General features: G+C 64.8%; 22 protein-coding genes. 9 read left to right on the forward strand and 13 right to left on the reverse strand.

Features of this window, described 5'->3' with window-relative positions; translation table 11 throughout:
* The first annotated feature begins 56 nt into the window (after positions 1–56).
* From AC1D02_RS06370 to AC1D02_RS06380, 3 genes are all read left to right on the forward strand, one after another.
* A complete protein-coding gene (locus tag AC1D02_RS06370) occupies positions 57–1,553 on the forward strand; it encodes an ATP-binding protein (protein ID WP_477314853.1) in 1,497 nt (498 codons plus the stop codon).
* Positions 1,550–2,200, forward strand: a complete 651-nt coding sequence (locus AC1D02_RS06375) for a response regulator (protein WP_477314855.1) — start codon at positions 1,550–1,552, stop codon at positions 2,198–2,200. The genes AC1D02_RS06370 and AC1D02_RS06375 overlap by 4 nt, the downstream gene beginning before the upstream one ends.
* A 162-nt stretch (positions 2,201–2,362) precedes the next feature.
* Positions 2,363–2,698, forward strand: coding sequence for a hypothetical protein (locus AC1D02_RS06380; RefSeq protein WP_477314857.1), 336 nt, complete (start codon positions 2,363–2,365; stop codon positions 2,696–2,698).
* Positions 2,699–2,702: 4 nt separating this feature from the next.
* On the opposite strand, the gene AC1D02_RS06385 is transcribed toward AC1D02_RS06380, so the two are convergent.
* The 3 genes from AC1D02_RS06385 to AC1D02_RS06395 all read right to left on the reverse strand — a co-directional run bounded on the left by AC1D02_RS06385 (position 2,703) and on the right by AC1D02_RS06395 (position 5,117).
* Positions 2,703–3,662, reverse strand: a complete 960-nt coding sequence (locus AC1D02_RS06385) for a hypothetical protein (protein WP_477314859.1) — start codon at positions 3,660–3,662, stop codon at positions 2,703–2,705.
* 62 nt (positions 3,663–3,724) lie between these two features.
* Positions 3,725–4,624: a tRNA glutamyl-Q(34) synthetase GluQRS gene (gene gluQRS, locus AC1D02_RS06390; RefSeq protein ID WP_477314861.1), complete on the reverse strand. Its 900-nt coding sequence runs from the start codon at positions 4,622–4,624 to the stop codon at positions 3,725–3,727.
* Between the two features lies 1 nt (position 4,625).
* On the reverse strand, positions 4,626–5,117 hold the full coding sequence (locus tag AC1D02_RS06395; protein WP_477314863.1) for a nuclear transport factor 2 family protein: 492 nt from the start codon (positions 5,115–5,117) through the stop codon (positions 4,626–4,628).
* 185 nt (positions 5,118–5,302) lie between these two features.
* On the opposite strand from AC1D02_RS06395, the gene AC1D02_RS06400 reads away from it, so the two are divergent.
* The gene (locus tag AC1D02_RS06400) at positions 5,303–5,728 is read left to right on the forward strand and encodes a hypothetical protein (protein WP_477314865.1); all 426 of its coding nucleotides are present in this window, start codon (positions 5,303–5,305) and stop codon (positions 5,726–5,728) included.
* Between the two features lie 257 nt (positions 5,729–5,985).
* Here the strand turns inward: AC1D02_RS06400 and AC1D02_RS06405 are convergent, their stop codons facing one another.
* From AC1D02_RS06405 to AC1D02_RS06440, 8 genes are all read right to left on the reverse strand, one after another.
* Complete coding sequence (locus AC1D02_RS06405) at positions 5,986–6,357, reverse strand: hypothetical protein (protein ID WP_477314867.1); 372 nt, start codon at positions 6,355–6,357, stop codon at positions 5,986–5,988.
* Positions 6,358–6,591: 234 nt separating this feature from the next.
* Positions 6,592–7,893 (reverse strand): citrate synthase, encoded by a 1,302-nt coding sequence (locus tag AC1D02_RS06410; RefSeq protein WP_477314869.1) that lies wholly within the window; start codon positions 7,891–7,893, stop codon positions 6,592–6,594.
* Positions 7,894–7,946: 53 nt separating this feature from the next.
* Complete coding sequence (locus tag AC1D02_RS06415; RefSeq protein ID WP_477314871.1) at positions 7,947–8,213, reverse strand: FAD assembly factor SdhE; 267 nt, start codon at positions 8,211–8,213, stop codon at positions 7,947–7,949.
* A gap of 72 nt (positions 8,214–8,285) precedes the next feature.
* A complete protein-coding gene (locus AC1D02_RS06420) occupies positions 8,286–8,996 on the reverse strand; it encodes a succinate dehydrogenase iron-sulfur subunit (RefSeq protein WP_477314873.1) in 711 nt (236 codons plus the stop codon).
* Between the two features lie 13 nt (positions 8,997–9,009).
* Entirely contained in the window at positions 9,010–10,788 is a 1,779-nt protein-coding gene (gene sdhA / locus AC1D02_RS06425; RefSeq protein ID WP_477314875.1) for a succinate dehydrogenase flavoprotein subunit, read from the reverse strand.
* 2 nt (positions 10,789–10,790) lie between these two features.
* Positions 10,791–11,156, reverse strand: coding sequence for a succinate dehydrogenase, hydrophobic membrane anchor protein (sdhD, locus tag AC1D02_RS06430; protein WP_477314877.1), 366 nt, complete (start codon positions 11,154–11,156; stop codon positions 10,791–10,793).
* 1 nt (position 11,157) lies between these two features.
* Positions 11,158–11,580, reverse strand: coding sequence for a succinate dehydrogenase, cytochrome b556 subunit (sdhC, locus tag AC1D02_RS06435; RefSeq protein ID WP_477314879.1), 423 nt, complete (start codon positions 11,578–11,580; stop codon positions 11,158–11,160).
* A 247-nt stretch (positions 11,581–11,827) separates the two neighbouring features.
* Positions 11,828–12,613, reverse strand: coding sequence for a GntR family transcriptional regulator (locus tag AC1D02_RS06440; protein WP_477314881.1), 786 nt, complete (start codon positions 12,611–12,613; stop codon positions 11,828–11,830).
* Positions 12,614–12,882: 269 nt separating this feature from the next.
* On the opposite strand from AC1D02_RS06440, the gene AC1D02_RS06445 reads away from it, so the two are divergent.
* From AC1D02_RS06445 to AC1D02_RS06465, 5 genes are all read left to right on the forward strand, one after another.
* Positions 12,883–13,872, forward strand: a complete 990-nt coding sequence (locus tag AC1D02_RS06445) for a malate dehydrogenase (protein ID WP_477314883.1) — start codon at positions 12,883–12,885, stop codon at positions 13,870–13,872.
* 103 nt (positions 13,873–13,975) lie between these two features.
* A complete protein-coding gene (locus AC1D02_RS06450; RefSeq protein ID WP_477314885.1) occupies positions 13,976–14,974 on the forward strand; it encodes an HpcH/HpaI aldolase/citrate lyase family protein in 999 nt (332 codons plus the stop codon).
* Entirely contained in the window at positions 14,974–15,909 is a 936-nt protein-coding gene (locus AC1D02_RS06455; RefSeq protein ID WP_477314887.1) for a hypothetical protein, read from the forward strand. Before AC1D02_RS06450 ends, AC1D02_RS06455 begins: the two co-directional genes overlap by 1 nt.
* Before the next feature lie 32 nt (positions 15,910–15,941).
* Positions 15,942–18,650, forward strand: a complete 2,709-nt coding sequence (gene acnA / locus AC1D02_RS06460; RefSeq protein WP_477314889.1) for an aconitate hydratase AcnA — start codon at positions 15,942–15,944, stop codon at positions 18,648–18,650.
* Positions 18,651–18,781: 131 nt separating this feature from the next.
* The gene (locus AC1D02_RS06465; protein WP_477314891.1) at positions 18,782–20,059 is read left to right on the forward strand and encodes a DUF2863 family protein; all 1,278 of its coding nucleotides are present in this window, start codon (positions 18,782–18,784) and stop codon (positions 20,057–20,059) included.
* A gap of 56 nt (positions 20,060–20,115) precedes the next feature.
* On the opposite strand, the gene AC1D02_RS06470 is transcribed toward AC1D02_RS06465, so the two are convergent.
* Together AC1D02_RS06470 and AC1D02_RS06475 are read right to left on the reverse strand one after the other, a co-directional pair.
* On the reverse strand, positions 20,116–20,583 hold the full coding sequence (locus AC1D02_RS06470) for a YbhB/YbcL family Raf kinase inhibitor-like protein (RefSeq protein ID WP_477314893.1): 468 nt from the start codon (positions 20,581–20,583) through the stop codon (positions 20,116–20,118).
* Positions 20,584–20,657: 74 nt separating this feature from the next.
* On the reverse strand, positions 20,658–21,305 hold the full coding sequence (locus tag AC1D02_RS06475) for a dihydrofolate reductase family protein (RefSeq protein WP_477314895.1): 648 nt from the start codon (positions 21,303–21,305) through the stop codon (positions 20,658–20,660).
* Positions 21,306–21,313 lie beyond the last annotated feature (8 nt).

A 21,313-nucleotide genomic window follows, 5' to 3' on the forward strand; every position in this document is an offset into this window, starting at 1 on the left:
CGGCGCCACGCTGTTGCCATTACACTCATGCTTTTCATGGTCGGAGAATTAACATTTTGCGCATTTCGATCGGTCACCGCTTGTTTGTCTCCGTGCTGCTGGCGATCCTCGCCGTGGCTGCCGCAGGCATCGCGCTGATGCGGCAGAACGTCACCGCCAGTTTCGGCGAATACGCGCTGAACATCGAACTGGACCGGCTCGACGAGCTGTCTGGCGCGCTGGCGAAGCAGGTCAAGGCGCGCGGCGGCTGGAGTTTTCTGCCCGCTTCCGCCGAAGAGCGACGCCGGTGGATCACGCTGGAACTGGAGCGGCTGGAACAGCGGCGTTTCGACGTGCCGCCGCCGCCGATCAACACCGGGGTCAGGTCCGGCGGACCCGACCCCATTGTCGCGCCAGTGCCGCCAGTTCCACCGGTGCCGCCGGCGCCCCCGCTGCCGCCGCTGCTCGTCACCGCCGAATCCGCGCCCACGCTGCAGGACCGCATCACCCTTCTCGATGGCGCCGGCGCCTATCTCGCCGGACGCCCGCTCGACTCAGGCCCCTCGGCTCGGCGCGCCATCGGACCGGCCTCCGCGCCGCTCGGCTTTCTCGCGGTGAGCCGGCCGCCGCGCCCAAGCGACGCGCTGGCGCGCGCCTTCCTGCGTGAACTGAGCGACAGCCTGTTGTGGATCGTCGGCGCCAGCATCGCGCTCAGCGCCGCCGCCGCGACGCTGCTGGCGGCGCACTTCCGCAAGCCGATCGGCCGCCTCGCCGGCGCCGCGCGCGAGCTCGCCGAGGGCCGCTTCGGCGTGCGCCTGCCGATCGACCGCAGCGACGAACTGGGCGAACTGGCGCACAGCTTCAACCAGCTCGCGCACAAACTCGAAGCCGCCGAGGGCTCTCGCCGGCAGTGGGTGGCCGACACCTCGCACGAATTGCGCACGCCGCTGTCGGTGCTGCGCGCCCAGCTCGAAGCGATCCAGGACGGCGTGCGCGCGGCCGATCCGGCCACGGTGGCGTCGATGCTGCGCCAGGTCCTGTCGCTCAACAAACTGATCGACGACCTTTATGCACTGGCGCGCTCGGATGTCGGCACGCCGTCGTACCAGCGCATCGAACTTGACCTGTGGCCGCTGGCGCTGGACCAGGCGATGGCGTTCGAGGACAAGCTGGCCGGCGCCGGGCTGCGTTTCGCGGCCGGCGCGCCACCGGGGGCGAGCACGGTGGCGGCCGATCCGGAGTCGATGCGCCAGGTGTTCGCCAACCTGTTCGAGAACTGCGTTCGCTATACCGCGCATGGCGGGACGGTGTCGCTGCATGCGCGCGTCAACGGCGGGGCCATTCATCTGACGCTGGACGACAGCGCGCCCGCGGTGCCGGACGACGCGCTGGCGCGGCTGGGCGAGCGCTTCTTCCGGGTCGATGCATCGCGCGGCCGCGACAAGGGCGGCGCGGGCCTCGGGCTGGCGCTGTGCCGTCGCATCGTCGAGGACCAGGGCGGCACGCTGGCGTTCGCGCACTCTCCGCTGGGCGGGCTGCGCGCGGAGATATCCCTGCCGATGGTGACCGCGTGAAGATATTCATCGTCGAGGACGAACCGGAACTGGCGGCGCTGGTCGCCGATTACGCGCGGGCGGCCGGGCACGAGCCGGTGCTTTTCGCCGATGGCGCCGAGGCGCTGGCGGGGATCCGCGCCGGCGCGCCGGACCTGGTGGTGCTCGACCTGATGCTTCCAGGCCTCGATGGCCTGTCCGTGTGCCGCGAAGTGCGGGCGTTTTCGGAGGTGCCGATCGTGATGGTGACGGCGCGCGTGGAGGAGATCGACCGCTTGCTGGGACTCGAGGCCGGCGCCGACGACTATCTGTGCAAGCCGTTCAGCCCGCGCGAGCTGATGGCGCGCATCAAGGCGATCCTGCGGCGCGCCGGCGCCAGGGAACGCGCGATCGAAATCGACGAGCGCGGATTGCGCATTCTGGCGCATGGCCGGCCGCTGGAGCTGACGCCGAGCGAATTCGTCATACTGGCCGCCATGGCGCGCCGGCCGGGGCAGGTGTTTTCGCGTGCGCAGCTGCTCGACCTGGCGCGCGAGGACAGCCTCGACGTCACCGACCGCGCGGTCGACAGCCATATCAAGAACCTGCGGCGCAAGCTGGCGGCGGCGCTGCCGGGCGTCGAGGCAATCCATTCGATCTACGGGCTGGGCTACCGGCTCGATCTTTAAGCACGTCGTACCTTGCGAAGGCAAGGTTCCTATGCTGAGGGCGCAGAACTCTAAAGCTTAGTCAGCAGGGATTCCTGCCTTCGCAGAAACGACATCGGCCGGCTCCACAATCTCTCCACAATCGGACGGCACACTACAGCCATACCAACCCGAGGAGACCTCATGAAGATCATCGCCCTGCTGCTGCTCGCAGCGATCAGCTCCGCCGCCGGCGCAGCGACGCAAACGACGTATCACTACACCTGCAAGGCGAACGGCGGGAAATGCCCGCCGCCGCCGATTCCGCCGGTGCCGCCAGTGCCGCCGGTGCCTCCGGTTCCGCCTGCACCGCCGCCTTTACCGGACATCCCGGCCAAAGCGCATGCCGCCTGCGCCACCAAGAGCGCGGGCACCAGGATGACTTACGTGATTTCGAAAAACGAGGTCATGACCGGCACCTGCGAAAGCGAGGGCGGCAAGATGCTGTTCATTCTGGAGTCTTATACCAACGCTGGATAAAGAATCAGAAGACTTTACCGATGCCGACCAGGATCACGTCCGAATCGCGATGGTAGTCCGTGATGACGCGGCTCCAGCTTAGTTGCGCGCGCCAGTCGGGCGACATCCGGTAGCGCATGCCGATCGTGGCGATCGGCACCAGGTGCGTCCGCGACGGCTCGAACGCATTGTCGCGGTCGATCCGGTCGCGCATCAGGTAGCCGCCGCCGCCCAGTTCGAGCACGGTGCGGTCGGTGAACGGCCGCAGCAGCCATAACTGCGCGACCGCGCCGCGCCGCTCGGCCAATCCCACGCGGCCTTCGTTCAGCGCGGCCACGCTCCACTCCATGTTCTGGGTGACGGTGTCGCGGTATTCGATGCCGTACGCGCGGGCGCGCTCGGATTCGAAGCTGTTGACGATCGCCTGGCCGCCCAGCACCATCAGCAGGCGGTCGCCGGCGCGCTCGGTTTTCTGGCGCTCGTGGTCGGGGACGTTTTTCAGTTCGTAGCCCATGCCGACCAGCAGGCTGTTGGAATCGCCGGCGCCGTGCGTCCTTACATGATTCAGGCGCACTTCCACGTAGCTGCGCTTTTCGAAATGCCACTTGGCGCTGAGGCTCGACAGCGAGCCCCAGCCGTGCACGTTGCGGTAGTCGCTCGCCGCGCCGAGCCCGGTGGTGGTGTCGAAATAGTAGTAGGGTCCAATGCCGACGGCGAACGAGGCGCCCTGCTCCGGCACCGGCGTGTGCAGCCAGAATTGCGCGCCCAGGCCATCGCGGTGATGCTTGCCGGGGTGGCCTTCGTTGAGGTACTCGGCGCTGATCGAGACGATGTCGTTCATGCGCTGCGCGAAGCCCAGTTCCACCGCGAAGGACTTCTCGTGCACTCCGGTGTTATTGAGGCCGCCGGCCAGCAGCGAGGCGTCCTGGGCTTGCGCGGCGCCGGCGGCGAGCAGCAGCGCGATGACTAAGTTTTTCTTATGCATGGAGAGACAGTTCCTTTTCGTTTCGTCATCATGCCGGGCCGCGCGATTTTGGGTCGCACGGATCAGGTACGCTCGCCCCTCGCCGCCAGCAGCGCCGCCCAGGCGGGAATCGCCGCGCGCCAGAATTCATCCAGCGAAGCGGCCGGCGCCAGCGCGATGCCCAGGCCGCGCGCCGCATCCATCAACGCCGCCACCGCCCCCGCCTCATCGGCCGGCGCCACTGCGGCAGCGCCAGTTTGCTTCGACAGTTTTTCGCCCTGCGCGTTGCGCAGCACCGGCACGTGCAGGTAGCGCGGGGTCGGCACGCCGAGCAGGCGCTGCAAATATATCTGGCGCGGCGTGGAGTCGAGCAGGTCGGCGCCGCGCACGATGTCGGTGACGCCCTGCTCCGCGTCGTCGACCACCACCGCCAGCTGGTAGGCCCAGAAGCCGTCGGCGCGTTTCAGCACGAAGTCGCCGGCGTCGAGCGCAAGATGATGTTCGACCTTGCCGGCGAAGCGGTCGATGAACGAGATCGTGTCCATACCCGGTTCAGGCACGCGCAGGCGCAGGCTGCGCGTGGTCTTGCCGGGGCCGAGCCCGAGGCGGCAGGTGCCGGGATAGATGGCCGATCCATCCGGCGCGGTGCCGAGGCGCGAATCGGCGATCTCGCGGCGGTTGCAACCGCACGGATACGCGTGCTGCCACAAGCGGTCGAAGGCGGCCTGGTAGACCGCGCCTCGGCGGCTTTGCCAGAGCACGTCGCCGTCCCACTGCATGCCAAGGCGGCGCAGCAGGTCGAGCATGCCTTCGGCGGCGCCCGGCACGCTGCGGCCTTCGTCGACATCTTCGATCCGCAGCAGCCAGGCGCCACGGTGGACGCGCGCGTCGAGATAGCTGGATACGGCCGCAACCAGCGAGCCGGCGTGCAGCGGGCCGGTCGGCGACGGCGCGAAGCGTCCGATATAGCGCGTTTGCGGCATCCTATTTCGCGGCGGGCTTCGCCTCGAATTCCTTGATGGTCTGGGTCACCGACTTCGACACGTCGTTCGGCACCGCGATCGACAGCTGATAGTGCTCGATCTCGAAGCCGGTCGCGGTGCGGTGGATCACGCCGCTGGCCATGCACACGCCCATCTGGGTGTCGAGCAGCTCGTCGAACCAGATGATGTGCTTGTCGGGCGTGGTGTAGACGTTGCGGCGGATGGTCTTGAAGGCCCACGCCGACTTGCGGTCGAAGTACTTCTTGGCCCACACCTTGAACTCGTCCTTGTGCCACAGTTCGGTCTTGTCGGTGCCGATGTAGACGCCGTCCTTGGCGATCTTGTCGAAGTACGCCATGCGGGCGTTGGCGGCGTCGTCATGCCAGGAGTCGACGAAGGCGTTGACCTGTTTCGCCAGCGCGGCGTCGGCGGTCTCGGCGCTAGCGGCAAAGCTGGACAGGAACAGGCAGCAGGCAAGGATCAGGCGTTTCATGTCGGCTCCGGTGACGGTGTGATTGCCGCCATCGGACGACGGCGCATGGAGGCAGATTGTACACCGCACAATGTTGGCGGATGTCACTCGAATATTTTGGCAAGATTGACTGAAAATCAGTTTCTTGCGGTAAAGTGAGCGGGAGGCCGCGCCATTTGAGCGGCGGCCCGCCAGAGGACCACATCATGCAAGCGACCGTACCTGCCGTGCCGCCGCCGGAGCCAGCGCAGCCTGCCATTGTCGTCAGCGCGGACTGGGCGGCGCCGCCTGCTCCCTCGGCGCCGGTTGCCGCGGCGTCCGTCCCGCAGTCGCCACCCGCCATTCCGCTGACCGGCCCGGCGATCAAGCAGGCTGTCGCCGCCACGCTGGCGGAGATTCCCGACCGGGAGAGCACTCCCGCCAACCGCCAGACCGCCCTGCTCGCGCCGGTGTTCAGCGCGAACCGCCAAAACGAAGAATTCACGCGCCAGTTCGCTGCAGCCAGGATTCCGCATTGCCTGGCAGCCGACGGACTCAAGTTCCAGCCGCCGGCCATCGGCCCGGTCGTCTTTGGCGGCTTGTTGGGGATACCGTTCGTGTTGGTGGCCAAGCTCCGCGGCAAGTGCAAATAATTCTGACGCGGCCCTACCGGTCATGGAACGTAAGTCCGCCGTTGTTTCATGCGTATTATTCGATCGCGTGATCGACCACACGGCACCACCCAGGCCGGCTATCTATACGCGGGGTTGCGTGCACGGTGGACTACCCGCTCAGCCGCGTCTCTTCAATAGCCCTGCGACGCTTGCTAGTTCGACGAAGCGACCAGATGGCCACTCCTCCGCCAACGAAACAGCCAATCACTGTCAGCGCAATCACAAACGTTTGCACGTCACACCTTCCTTCCGTCCGCACCGTCCAAGTCCTTGAATACAGAGTAGTTTAGCAAGAAGGAGATACAAGCCAAGATCATCACACAGTACTTCAACGTCAATTTCTCTACGACCATCGCCCCAACAAGATCGACTGAATACAGCACGCTGTAGAGTGCGACAAAAAACACGGCAACGCCGTTCTGTGCCGTTTTCCAAGATGAGTCGTAAGTCGAGAAATGCTCGAGTTCATTAATCGCCGATATGTGCAGCACCAAACCAAAAGCAACAAAATCGGTCGGCGCAATTGCGTCGAGTGTGCCATGACGCGTGACCAGCCATGCGAACGCCCTTGATACGATAGGAATGAGACCAACCAACACGGTGTACACGAGCCACCTGGTCCGTTTCTTGTGCATTGTCGGCCCCCAGGGATGAGTGCAATCGATCTTTGAACAGGGGTGCCGAATCGTCAACAGCCCACGTCAACACTTGCTCACTCTTTCGTTTCGAACGAGAGATTGGAGATCACAAAGCGTGATCCCGAACGTTCACACGCTTGAGGAAGCCGCACAAAGCAAAAAAAGCGAGCCGAAGCTCGCTTTTTTGTTGATGCCGCGGACTGATTAACGCTTGTCCATCGGCGGCACATCGCGCTTCGGCGAGCCGATGAACAGCTGGCGCGGACGGCCGATCTTCTGCTCAGGATCGGCGATCATCTCGTTCCACTGGGCGATCCAGCCGACGGTGCGCGCCATCGCGAAGATACCGGTGAACAGCGACACCGGGATGCCCAGCGCCGACTGCACGATGCCCGAGTAGAAGTCGACGTTCGGGTACAGCTTGCGCGACACGAAGTACTCGTCTTCCAGCGCGATTTTTTCCAGCGCCATGGCCAGCTTGAACAGCGGGTCGTCGTGCAGGCCCAGCTCGTCGAGCACCTCGTGGCAGGTCTCGCGCATCAGCTTGGCGCGCGGGTCGAAGTTCTTGTAGACGCGGTGACCGAAGCCCATCAGCTTGACGCCCGAGTTCTTGTCCTTGACCTTCTCGATGAAGGCCGGGATGTTCTCGACGCTGCCGATTTCCTTGAGCATGTTCAGCGCCGCTTCGTTGGCGCCGCCGTGCGCCGGGCCCCACAGGCAGGCGATGCCCGCTGCGATACAGGCGAACGGGTTGGCGCCCGACGAACCGGCCAGACGGACGGTCGAGGTCGACGCGTTCTGCTCGTGATCCGCGTGCAGGATCAGGATGCGGTCGAGCGCGCGCACCAGCACGTCGTTGACGACGTACTCTTCGCACGGGTTGCCGAACATCATGCGCATGAAATTGGCGCTGTACGACAGGTCGTTGCGCGGGTACATGAAGGGCTGGCCCATCGAGTACTTGTACGACATCGCCACCAGGGTCGGCATCTTGGCGATCAGGCGGATCGCCGACACTTCGCGGTGATGCGGGTCGTTGATGTCGAGCGAGTCGTGGTAGAACGAGGCCAGCGCGCCGACCGTGCCGACCAGCACCGACATCGGGTGCGCGTCACGGCGGAAGCCGCGGAAGAAGAACTGCATCTGCTCGTGCACCATGGTGTGCTTGGTGACGGTCTCGTCGAACTTCTTGCTTTGCGCGGCGTTCGGCAGTTCGCCGTTCAGCAGCAGGTAGCAGGTGTCGAGGAAGTCGCAGTGCTCGGCCAGCTGCTCGATCGGGTAGCCGCGGTACTGCAGCTCGCCCTTGTCGCCGTCGATGTAGGTGATCGACGAATTGCAGGCGGCGGTCGACATGAAGCCTGGGTCGTAGGTGAACTTGCCAGTCTGGGCGTACAGCTTGCGGATGTCGATGACGTCCGGGCCGACGGTGCCCTTGTAGATCGGCATGTCGATGGCGGCGCTGCCATCGGAGAACGACAGGGTGGCTTTGGTATCGGAGATATTCATGGCACTTCCTTCTTGGGTGCGAGACTACAAAATAAAAAAACGAACCGAAATTGCTACGCTTGCCGCAGCCGCGCCAGCAAGGCGCGCACATTCGGCAGGTCGACCTCGCCTTCGGGCTCGGTCCGCGCCAGCAGCAAGTCCATCAGCGGATTGTCCGCCAGGTCCAGCAGCCGCGTCAGCGCATCGACATCGTCATCGCTCAGGTCCGCCTCATGCGCATCGAGGAAGCGCGTCAGGATCAGGTCGTTTTCGAGCAGCCCCCGGCGGCTGCGCCAGCGCAGGCGGGCGCGATTGGCCGGGTCGGATTGATGCGTAGTCACACTAGAGTCCGTTGTTGGGTCAACATCATACTCCGCCTGCCCGCGAAAGGCAGTACGGTAGTATTACTGTACTTAAATGGCGCGGCGCACCATCAGTTCCTTGATCTTGCCGATCGCCTTGTTCGGGTTCAGGCCTTTCGGGCAAACGTCGACGCAATTCATGATCGAGTGGCAGCGGAACAGGCGGTACGGATCTTCCAGGTTGTCCAGGCGCGCGCCGGTGTCTTCGTCGCGCGAATCGGCGATGAAGCGATAGGCTTGCAGCAGGCCGGCCGGGCCGACGAACTTGTCCGGATTCCACCAGAACGACGGGCACGAGGTCGAGCAGCAGGCGCACAGGATGCACTCGTACAGGCCGTCGAGCTCTTCGCGCTGCTCGGGCGACTGCAGGCGTTCCTTCTCCGGCGGGATCGAATCGTTCACCAGGTAAGGCTTGATCGAGTCGTACTGCTTGAAGAACTGGGTCATGTCGACGATCAGGTCGCGGATCACCGGTAGGCCTGGCAGCGGACGCAGCACGATCGGCTGGGTCAGTTCGTTCAGGTTGGTAGTGCAGGCCAGGCCGTTCTTGCCGTTGATGTTCATCGCGTCAGAACCGCAGACGCCTTCGCGGCACGAGCGGCGCAGCGACAGCGAGTCGTCGACGTCGGACTTGATGCGCTGGAGCGCGTCGAGCAGCATCTTGTCGTTGTCCTGCAGTTCGACGGTGACGTCCTGCATGTACGGCTTGGCGTCGCGATCAGGATCGTAACGGTAGATTTTCAGTTTTACTGTGCGTGTCATGTCGTGGCCTTACTTAGAATGTACGAGCTTTTGGCTTGAATGTGTCGACCGTCAGCGGCTTGGTGATCACCGGCTTGTACTCGAGGCGGTTGCCCTGCGAGTACCACAGCGTGTGCTTCATCCACACTTCGTCGTCGCGCGCCGGGAAGTCGCTGTGCGCGTGCGCGCCGCGCGATTCCTTGCGCGCCACCGCCGAAGTGATGGTCGCCTTGGCGGTCTCGATCAGGTTGTCCAGCTCGAGCGCTTCGACGCGCGCGGTGTTGAACACCTTCGACTTGTCCTTGAACGACACGTTCTTGCGGCGCTCGTCGAGCTTCATGATCTCGTCGTAGCCCTGCTTGAGCAGGTCGTCGGTGCGGAACACGCCGCAGTATTTCTGCATCGTGGCGCGAATCGCGTTGGCGACGTCCTGCACCTTCTCGGTGCCCTTGGAGTTTTCCAGGGCGTTCAGGCGGCTCAGCGCGAAGTCGGCGGCGTCGGCCGGCAGCGGCTTGTTTTCCTTCTGCTTCAGGTTCGACGCGACGACGTGGTTGCCGGCCGCGCGGCCGAACACCAGCAGGTCGAGCAGCGAGTTGGTGCCCAGGCGGTTGGCGCCGTGCACCGACACGCAGGCGCACTCGCCGATCGCGTACAGGCCGTTGACGACGGCGACCGGGTTGCCATCCTTCGGCGCGACGACCTGGCCGTGGATGTTGGTCGGGATGCCGCCCATCTGGTAGTGAATCGTCGGCACGACAGGGATCGGCTCCTTGGTGGCGTCGACGTTGGCGAACTTGTGGCCGATTTCCAGGATCGACGGCAGGCGCTTGGCGATGGTGTCGGCGCCGATGTGGCGCAGGTCCAGCAGCACGTGGTCCTTGTTCGGACCGCAGCCGCGGCCTTCCTTGATTTCCTGGTCCATCGAACGCGACACGAAGTCGCGCGGCGCCAGGTCCTTCAGGGTCGGCGCGTAACGCTCCATGAAGCGCTCGCCGTTACTGTTGATCAGGATGCCGCCTTCGCCGCGCACGCCTTCGGTGATCAGGACGCCCGCGCCGGACACGCCGGTCGGGTGGAACTGCCAGAACTCCATGTCCTGCAGCGGCAGGCCGGCGCGTGCCGCCATGCCCATGCCGTCGCCGGTGTTGATGAAGGCGTTGGTCGATGCGGCGAAGATGCGCCCTGCACCGCCGGTGGCCATGATGGTGGTCTTCGCTTCGAGGATCATGGTCTCGCCGGTTTCCATCTCGAGCGCGACCACGCCGATCACGTCGCCGTCGGCGTCGCGGATCAGGTCGAGCGCCATCCACTCGACGAAGAAGTGGGTGCGGGCGCGCACGTTGCGCTGGTACAGCGTGTGCAGCAGCGCGTGGCCGGTGCGGTCGGCCGCGGCGCAGGCGCGCTGCACCGGCTTCTCGCCGAAGTTGGCGGTGTGGCCGCCGAACGGACGCTGGTAGATGGTGCCGTCAGGGTTGCGGTCGAACGGCATGCCGAAGTGTTCGAGCTCGTACACCACTTTCGGCGCTTCGCGGCACATGAATTCGATCGCGTCCTGGTCGCCCAGGTAGTCGCCGCCCTTGACCGTGTCGAACATGTGCCAGTACCAGTCGTCCTCGCTCATGTTGCCCAGCGAGGCGCCGATGCCGCCCTGCGCCGCGACGGTGTGCGAACGGGTCGGGAACACTTTGGACAGCACCGCGACATTCAGGCCGGCTTCGGCCAGCTGCAGCGAGGCGCGCATGCCGGAGCCGCCGGCGCCGATGATCACCGCGTCGAAGCGGCGGGTAGGAATTGCAGGTTTGTTGGCTGCCACGATTACACGCTCCAGAGAATTTGTACTGCCCATGCGGCGCACACGACCAGCCACACGATGGTGATGATTTGCAGGGTCAGGCGCAGGCCGACCGATTTGACGTAGTCCATCCAGATGTCGCGCATGCCGACCCAGGCGTGGTAGAACAGCGCGGCGAAGGTCACCAGCGAGAACAGCTTGAACCACTGGTGCGCGAACAGGCTGGCCCAGCCTTCATAAGTGAAGTTGTGGCCGGAGAGGAAGGAGAACAGCAAGGTGAAGGTGTAGACCGCCATGACGACGGCGGTGATGCGCTGCGCCAGCCAGTCCTTCAGGCCGTAGTGGGCGCCGACGACCAGGCGTTTTGGACCGATGTTATTGTTAGCCATCTCAGAAGACTCCGAACAGTTTGAGGGCGGTGATGAAGGTCAGGAACAGGCTGGCGCCGATCACGGTCGCCGCGCTGGTGCGGGCCGAATCCTTGTCCAGGCCCATGTGCAGGTCCATGAACAGGTGGCGCACGCCGGCGCAGAAGTGCTGGAAGTAGGCCCAGCACAGGCCCAGGATCACCAGCTTTACCAGCGGGTGCTGCGCGATGCCGGCGAAATGCTTGAAGGTGTCTTCCGAGAGCAGGCTCATCTGGAATAGGTAGAGGATGACCGGCAATGCCGCGAACATCGCGAATCCGCTGATGCGGTGCAGGATCGACACGATGCCGGCCAGCGGCAAGCGGTAATTGCTCAACTCGGTAACGTGGATGTTACGGAATTGCGGCCGCTGTTTTTTTGGACCTTCGCGCACGGCTTCGGACATGAAACACCTCCCTTAAACTGACAGACAAAAAAGAAAACCCGCTATTTTCGACGATTTATTGCGATGCAACAATATCTAAATCGCCGAACCTTGAAATTTTTCGGTAAACCCAGCCATTTTAATCCCATCGGCCCAACGCTGCTGACTTGGAAAGTCGTACCAGCGAAGGCTGGTACCCATACTGAAAATGCTTCCACCCTGCTGCCAGCTCAGTATGGGTACCTGCCTGCGCAGGTAACGACAGGCACTATGACAATTCGTTCTGGTAGTGATGGTGCGCCGTCAGATACAGGCCGCGGCGCAGCTCCACCGCCTTGTCGCCATAGGTGAACGACACCCGCTCGGAGCACAGCAGCGGGGTGCCCTCGGCCACCCCCAGCAGCGCGGCGGCGTCGGCGTCGGCGCCGATCGCGCGGATCTTTTCCGTGGCGCGGATCATGCGCGTGCCGAACTCCGATTCGAACAGCCCGTACATCGGCCCCTTGTACTGGTCGAGGCGCTCGGCCGTCAGCCCCTTGAAGATGGCCCCGGGCAGCCACAGCTCTTCGAGAATGGTCGGCGCGCAGTCGAACGACATCAGGCGCTTGATATAGATCACCGCGTCGCCCGACTTCAGGTCGATCAGGCTGGCCACCTCGGGCGGGGCACGCAAGCGCTTCACCTCGAGGATGCGGTTGTCGCCATGGTGCGGCACGCCTTCGTCGGGCACCAGCTTAAGGAAGCGGAAGTGGGCGCGCTCCTCATGGTGGGTCGACACGAAGGTGCCCTTGCCCTGGCGGCGCATTACCAGGTTCTCGGCGGCCAGCTCGTCGATCGCCTTGCGCACCGTGCCCTGGCTGACCTTGAAGCGCGCCGCCAGCTCGACTTCGCTGGGAATCAGCTCGCCCGGCTTCCACTCGCCCGACTGCAGGCTTTGCGTGAGCAGCGCCTTGATCTGCTGGTACAGCGGGCTGAAAGTCGGCAGGTTGCCGGTTCCGCCGGCCCCGCTCGGGGTGCTGGCATCGTCGGTCGACTGGGACGGGAGTGAATTCATAGACCAAGATTTCAACACAATTGGGCTTTCCAGTCCAGCAATAACCCCAAAAATTAGCTGTCTTATATAAGACATATGATATAAATTGACAGATGAGTCCCGCAGGCCTACACTCGCGGTCGATCCGGCTTACGCCCGCCTGCTTCCGCGGCCCCGCCGGCGGTCGTTGGATGTGCAGTTTTGGTATGATTGCAGTTTTCCCGGCCGACGCTCGGGAACAAGCGTATCCTCAGCTTCGACCGTTTTTCTTTCCCACTTTGGAGATTCTCATGGCTAAAACCCCAATGCGCGTTGCTGTTACCGGCGCCGCCGGCCAGATCGGCTATTCCCTGCTGTTCCGCATCGCCAATGGCGACATGCTCGGCAAAGACCAGCCGGTCATCCTGCAACTGCTGGAAATCCCCGACGAGAAAGCCCAGAAAGCGCTCAAAGGCGTGATGATGGAAATCGACGACTGCGCATTCCCGCTGCTGGCCGGCATGACCGCGCACAGCGACCCGATGACCGCGTTCAAGGACGCCGATTTCGCCCTGCTGGTCGGCGCGCGTCCACGCGGCCCAGGCATGGAGCGCAAGGACCTGCTCGAAGCGAACGCCCAGATCTTCACGGTGCAGGGCAAGGCGCTCGACGCCGTCGCTTCGCGCAACGTCAAGGTGCTCGTGGTCGGCAATCCGGCCAACACCAACGCCTACATCGCCATGAAATCGGCGCCGTCGCTGCCGGCCAAGAACTTCACCGCCATGCTGCGCCTGGACCACAACCGCGCGCTGTCGCAAGTGGCCGCCAAGACCGGCAAGCCGGTCGCGTCGATCGAGAAGCTGGCCGTGTGGGGCAACCACTCGCCAACCATGTACGCCGACTACCGCTTCGCCACCATCGACGGCAAGTCGGTCAAGGACATGATCAACGACGACGCCTGGAACCGCGACACCTTCCTGCCAACCGTGGGCAAGCGCGGCGCGGCGATCATCGAAGCGCGCGGCCTGTCGTCGGCAGCTTCCGCTGCCAACGCGGCGATCGACCACATGCACGACTGGCACCTCGGCACCGCCGGCAAGTGGACCACCATGGGCATTCCATCGGACGGTTCGTACGGCATCCCGAAGGACACCATGTTCGGCTTCCCGGTGACGGTCGAAAACGGCGAGTACAAGATCGTCCAGGGCCTGGCCATCGACGAGTTCTCGCAAGAGCGCATCAACCTCACGCTCAAGGAACTGACCGAAGAGCGCGAAGGCGTCGCCCACCTGCTGGCCTAAGCAGAGCGCGGCGCACGACGTGGAGCCATCGCCCCCACCAGTTCGCCGCAAGCCCCGTGCCGCCACTAGCGGCACGGGCGCTGTCGCACCCCAAACATCACGCATGCATCCATCCGAAGTCCTCTTTCAAGGCAAGCGCCAGCCATTGCTGCTGCCCGCCTGCGACCACTACGCCGGCTCCGAAAAGCTGATGCGCAAGTCCATGGCGCTGCAGCAGGAGCTCGGCCCGCTGTTCGACATCACCTTCGACTGCGAGGACGGCGCCGCCGCCGGCGCCGAGAAGGAGCATGCCCAGCTGGTTGCCGCCCTTGTCAACGATGAAGGCAACCGCTTCAACCGCATCGGCGCGCGCGTGCACGATCCGCGCAGCGCCCATTTCGCCGCCGACGTCGCCACCATCGTCGGCGCCTGCGCGAACAAGCTCGCGTTCCTGGTGATCCCGAAGGTCGAAAGCCTGTCGGACGTCACCCGCGTGATCGAATTCGTCAACCGCTACGCCGTGGCGGCCGGCCGCCCATCGCTGCCGATCCACGTGCTGATCGAAACCCACGGCGCCCTGCGCGACGCGTGGGACATCGCCGCCCTGCCCCAGGTCGAGTGCCTGTCGTTCGGCATCATGGATTTCGTCTCGGCCCACTACGGCGCGATTCCGGGCAGCGCGATGCGCACGCCCGGCCAGTTCACGCACCCGCTGGTGGTGCGCGCCAAGCTGGAAGTGGTGGCGGCCTGCCACGCCCACGGCAAGGTGCCGTCGCATAACGTGACCACCGAAATCAAGGACAGCGCGGTGGTGGCCAACGACGCCACCCGCGCCGCCGGCGAATTCGGCTTCACCCGCATGTGGAGCATCCATCCGGACCAGATCAAGCCGATCATCAAGGCGTTCACGCCGCGGCTGTCGGAAGTGAACGAGGCGGCCAACATCCTCACCGAAGCCATCAACGCCAACTGGGGGCCGATTTCCCAGCACGGCCGGCTGCACGACCGGGCCAGCTACCGTTATTTCTGGACCGTCCTGCAGCGCGCCAAGCTGGCCGGCCTGGCGCTGCCCGACAACGCGGCGGCGCTCGTCAACTACGCAACACAACCGGAAGCCAATTAATGTCCAACACCTTCAAGAAGTCCCTGATCGCCGCCGGCCTCGCGCTGGCCGCCGTCAGCCTGTGCGGAGCCCCGGCCGTCGCCGCGGCGCAAAAGAAGCCGGCCAAGGCCGCGACCAAAGCCAAGCCCAAGGCCGTGCAGGAAGATGCGATCCCGGACGGGCCGGACGCCGACATCACCGACACCACGACCACCGAGTACAACTGCGAACTGGGCAACAAGGTCACGATCTACCATAACGACGAGGACGATTCGCACATCGCGCTGCGCTGGAAAAAGCGCATTCACCGTCTCGAAAAGGTCAGCACCACGACAGGCGCGCAGCGCTACACCAACGAGACGTTCGGACTGACCTGGATCGGCATCCCGTCGAAAGGCATGCTGCTCGACGCGAAGCTGAACCGTCAGCTGGCCAACGAGTGCAAGGATGCCGACCAGGCGCGTCCCGACTTCGTGCCGACAGCGCGGGTCGCGAAGGCAGTGTCGACCAAGGTCAAGGAAACGGTCGAGCCGATCGTGCCGCCGCTGCCCGCCGGTACACCCGCTGCGGCTGTCGTCGCGCCTGCGCAGCCAGCGCCTGCGGCAACGGCCGCGCCGGTCGCACCCGGCGCGGCGCCTGCGCAGCCTGAGCCTGCCCCTGCCGCCGCCCCAGTCGCAGCCCCTGTCGCAGCCCCTGTCGCAGCCCCGGTCGCAGCCCCTGTCGCAGCCCCGGTCGCAGCTCCTGTCGCAGCCCCGGTCGCAGCTCCTGCCGCACCAGTGAGCGCGCCTGTTGCAGCTCCCGCCGCCCCTGTTGCTGCACCGGCCGCCGCCGAACCAGCCGTGACGCCGCCACCGGCGCCAGTGGCTGCACCAGCTCCTGCCGAACCAGCCGCCACGCCGCAACCGGCGCCGGCTCCCGCCCCGGCCGCAGCACAGCCTAAAGCCGCACCGATTTAATCGAACAACAAAACACCACTGAAGGAGAGGTCATGTCCCGCAACACTCTGAACACGCTCAAGGATTTCAAACTATCGGCTGGCAAAAAAGGCCAGTTCTACTCGCTGCCCGCGCTGGAAAAAAGCCTCGGCGTGAACATCTCGCGCCTGCCGGTGTCGATCCGCATCGTGCTCGAATCGGTGCTGCGCAACTGCGACGGCAAGAAGGTCACCGAAGAACACGTGCGCCAGCTGGCCAGCTGGGCGCCGAATGGCGAGCGTACCGATGAAATCCCGTTCGTGGTCGCACGCGTCGTGCTGCAGGACTTCACCGGCGTGCCGCTGCTGGCCGACCTGGCCGCGATGCGCAACGTCGCCCACAAGATGGGCATGAACCCGAAGAATATCGAGCCGCTGGTGCCGGTCGACCTGGTGGTCGACCACTCGGTCACCATCGACCACTTCCGCGAAAAGGGCGCGCTGGACCTGAACATGAAGCTGGAATTCTCGCGCAACAACGAGCGCTACCAGTTCATGAAGTGGGGCATGCAGGCCTTCGACACCTTCGGCGTCGTGCCTCCGGGCTTCGGCATCGTCCACCAGGTCAACCTGGAGTACCTGGCGCGCGGCGTGCACAAGGCCGGCGACACCTATTACCCTGACACCCTGGTCGGCACCGACTCGCACACCACCATGATCAACGGTATCGGCGTGGTCGGCTGGGGCGTGGGCGGCATCGAAGCCGAAGCCGGCATGCTGGGCCAGCCGGTCTACTTCCTGACCCCGGACGTGGTCGGCGTCCACCTGGCCGGCGCGCTGCGCGAAGGCTGCACCGCGACCGACCTGGTGCTGACCATCACCGAACTGCTGCGCAAGGAGAAAGTCGTCGGCAAGTTCGTCGAGTTCTTCGGCGAAGGCACCGAGTCGCTGTCGCTGACCGACCGCGCCACCATCGCCAACATGGCGCCTGAATACGGCGCGACGATGGGCTTCTTCCCGGTCGACGACGCGACCGTCGAATACTTCGAAGGCACCGGCCGCACCGCCGATGAAATCACCGCGTTCCAGAATTACTACAAGGCGCAGGGCATGTACGGCATCCCGAAGGCCGGCGAGATCGACTACACCCGCGTCGTCACGCTCGACCTGGGCACCGTCACGCCGTCGCTGGCGGGTCCGAAGCGTCCGCAGGACCGCATCGAACTGGGCAACGTCAAGGCTAACTTCGCCGAGCTGTTCTCCAAGCCGACCACCGAAAACGGCTTCAACAAGGTCGCCGACGACCTGACGAACGTCTACACCACCAGCAATGGCGTGCACGTGAAGAACGGCGACGTGCTGATCGCCGCGATCACCTCGTGCACCAACACTTCGAACCCGAGCGTGATGCTGGCCGCCGGCCTGCTGGCCAAGAAGGCCGTCGAAGCCGGCCTGACCGTCGCGCCGCACATCAAGACCTCGCTGGCTCCGGGCTCGCGCGTCGTCACCGAGTACCTGACCGCCGCCGGCCTGCTGCCGTACCTGGAGAAGCTGGGCTTCGGCGTGACCGCCTATGGCTGCACCACCTGCATCGGCAACGCCGGCGACCTGACGCCTGAAATGAACCAGACCATCACCGACAACGACATCGTCGCGTCGGCGGTCCTGTCGGGCAACCGCAACTTCGAAGCGCGGATCCACCCGAACATCCGTTCGAACTTCCTGGCCTCGCCGCCGCTGGTGGTCGCCTACGCGATCGCCGGCAACATGACGACCGACCTGATGACCCAGCCGGTCGGCAAGAGCGCCGATGGCCGCGACGTTTACCTCGGCGACATCTGGCCGACCTCGCAGGAAGTGGCCGCGATGATGAAGTTCGCGATGAACGCCTCGACCTTCAAGACCAACTACGCCGACGTCAAGAACGCGCCGGGCAAGCTGTGGGAAAAAGTCACCACCGTGTCCGGCCAGGTCTACAACTGGCCTGAGTCGACCTACATCGCCGAGCCGCCGTTCTTCAACGACTTCGACATGACCCCGAAAGCGGCCGCCACCGGCATCACCGGCGCGCGCGCGCTGGGCGTATTCGGCGACTCGATTACCACCGACCACATCTCCCCGGCCGGTTCGATCCAGGAAAACGGCCCTGCCGGCAAATGGCTCAAGGCCCACGGCGTGCTGAAGGCCGACTTCAACTCGTACGGCTCGCGCCGCGGCAACCATGAGATCATGATGCGCGGTACGTTCGCGAACGTGCGCATCAAGAACCGCATGATCCCGGCCAAGGCCGACGGCTCCGCGGTCGAAGGCGGCATCACGATCCATCAGCCGAGCGGCGAACAGATGTCGATCTACGACGCGGCGATGAAGTACGTCGCCGACGGCGTGCCGACGATGGTGTTCGGCGGCGAAGAGTACGGCACCGGCTCGTCGCGCGACTGGGCGGCCAAGGGCACCCAGCTGCTGGGCGTGAAAGCCGTGATCACCCGTTCGTTCGAGCGCATCCACCGTTCCAACCTGGTCGGCATGGGCGTGCTGCCGCTGCAGTTCATCGGCGACGACAGCGTGCAGACGCTGGGCATCACCGGCAACGAGACGTTCGACCTGAAGGGCCTGGAAGGCGAGATCAAGCCGCAGCAACTGGCGACCCTGGTGATCCACCGCGCCAACGGCGAGACCACCGAAGCGCGCGTGCTGCTGCGTATCGACACCCCGATCGAAGTCGACTACTACAAGCATGGCGGCATCCTGCCGTTCGTGCTGCGCCAGCTTCTGGCAGCGTAATCGGAGAAATGGCAGCGGGTCCGCCGGACCAGGCCCCTGCCCTTCAAAAACGCCGGATTCGTCCGGCGTTTTTTATTGGCCCATGAATCAACTACAATACTGTTTCAACTATTAGGGAATTCATCAGCGCCATGCGTCGTCCATCAAAAGATCCATCCAATAAACTCTCTGCCGAGAGCCAGCGCCTCGCCAGCCTCTCCCAGGCCATCGCGCAGGCCGGCAGCCGCATCGAAGAGCGCGTGCTGGAGCAGCAACTGGATACGCAGCTGCAGAAGCTGCTCAAGTCGGGCCACCAGGACACCGTCGACGCCACCCTCAACATGCTGTTCAAGGATGACCTGAACGGCTACGACACCCTGATGGAAGGCGTCGAGGCGATCAGCGAGTCGTCGACCATGACGGAGCTGGTCGACGGCGTGGAAACCGGCTGGCAGGCGCTGCTCGTGGCCGCGCCGATCCTGGCGTGGACCCGCTTCTCCATCGGCTCGGGCACCATCCCGGCCCAGCTGCTGACCACCCTGACCGCGCACTTCTCGGCGCACCTGCTGGCCGCCGGCACCCGCGTGGCGATGGCGCCGACGCTGTACTCGATCGACCAGCTGCCGCGCACCCACGTCGAAGCCTACGCGATCACGCACAAGCTGGCGCAGGCCGCGTTCAAGGGCGGCAGCATCAAGCCTGCCAGCCGGCCGCCGGAAACCGCGCCCTTCCTTGCCGACACCCGCTACCTGCTGGTCGCCGTCGTCGCGCCGCTGGGCGCGCCGATGTTCCGCTGGCAGGAAACGCAGCACCAGATCGATTTCGCCGGCGAGCGAGCGCGCGCGCTGAACCAGTGGCGCGAGCAGGCCACGCCGAACGTCGCGCGCCTGCTGCCGGGCTGCGGCATCGAACTGCTGCTGCCGGAAGCGTATTACGTCGCCTGCCGCGAAGCGGACAAGCTGATACGCCCGGTGTCGATCCGCGCCGCGGTGCACTACCTGACCAACACGCTGGGCATCGAGCCGGGCGACCTGCGCGCGGTGATCGCCGGCTTCGGCGAGGAATCGCCGGACGGCCAGATCGACGAGTACCGCGTCGGCTTCACGCTGCGCGCCGAGTCGGACGTCATCTACGGCATCGTGTGGCCGCTGTACGGGCAGGAAGACGAGGATGGCACGCCGGTCGAGGGCCTGGGCAATATCGGCGGCGTCGGCGAGGCCGGCGAACTGGACGCGCCGCGCGCTCCGGTCGACGAGATCATCGCGCACCTGAACGAGGCGGGCGTCACGCACGTCAAGAAGCACAGCGAGCGCTTCGTGGTCGAGTACTGCGACGATTGCGGCGCGCCCTACTTCGCCGATCCGTCGGGCGAACTGGTGCACGCCGAGATGCCGGAAGACACGCCGCAGGGGGGCGAGCACTTCCACTAAGGCAGATGACGGCGACAAATTCAGGGTCAGGTCCGGCGGACCTGACCCTTTTCCGTTTACGCCTTGTGGTACGTCCCGATCAGTTCGGCCTTCGCCAGCACGTGTTTCTCCATTGCCTTCTCCAGCTGCTGCTTGGTCGGCTGCTTCAGGTCGGGCAGCATGGCGTCGAGCGCGTACAGCTTGAAGAAGTAGCGATGGCGCCCGATCGGCGGACACGGCCCGCCATAGCCGGCCCGCTTCCAGTCGTTCAGTCCATCGAGCGAGCCGGACGGCGAATGCCTGCCGGCCTGCTCGAGCATCGACACTTCCGGCCCCAGGTTGTAGGCCACCCAATGCACCCAGGTGCGCTGCGGCGCCGCCGGATCGGGCGCGTCGGGATCGTCGACGATCAGCGCGTAGCTCTTGGTGCCGGCCGGCGCGCCGGACCAGGCCAGCGGCGGCGAAATGTCATTGCCGTCGCAGGTATAGATCGGCGGAATCGGACCGCCGGCGTCGAACGCGGTTGAAGTCAGGGTCAGCGTCATGGAATCCTCCGCAATGATGTCAGAGAGGATTTTGCGCCATTTCGCGAATCGGGAGAGCGCGAATCGGCGCTTCCTTAATCCTTGCGGAGAACGACGTGGGTGGCATTCTGCGTCGGCACGTGTTCGGTGCAGCGAAATCCGAGGGATTTCAGATCGAGCCCCGCGAACAACGATTCACCGGATCCCAGCAGCACCGGGGAAATCGCCAGGTGCATCTCGTCGAGCAGCCCGGCCTGCAGATACTCGCGCACCGTCTCCACGCCGCCGCCCAGCCGCACATCCTTGCCATTGGCCGCCTGCATGGCCTGCTGGTAGGCGGACTCGATGCCGTCGGTGACAAAGTAGAAGGTTGTGCCGCCCTTCATCTCCAGCGGAGCGCGCGGATAATGGGTCAGGACGAACACGGGAACGTGATACGGCGGCTCGTCTCCCCACCAGCCCTTCCACTCGTCGTCCGGCCATTCGCCGCGGATCGGGCCGAACATGTTCCGGCCCAGGATCCAGGCGCCGACGTTCTCGAAGCCGCGGGCGGCGAAGTCCTCGTCCGGACCGTCCACGCCTTTGGATTCGTCTCCCATCATGCGCTGGAAGGTGCGGGTGCCGCGGAACCACTGGTGCAGCCCGCCGGCGCCCTCGCCCATCGGATTCTGCAGGCTCTGGTTCGGGCCAGCGCCGAAGCCATCGAGCGACACGGTGAAGCTACGTACTTTGAGTTCGGACATCAGATCTC

This window comes from Massilia sp. P1_C10 (genome assembly GCF_056406475.1).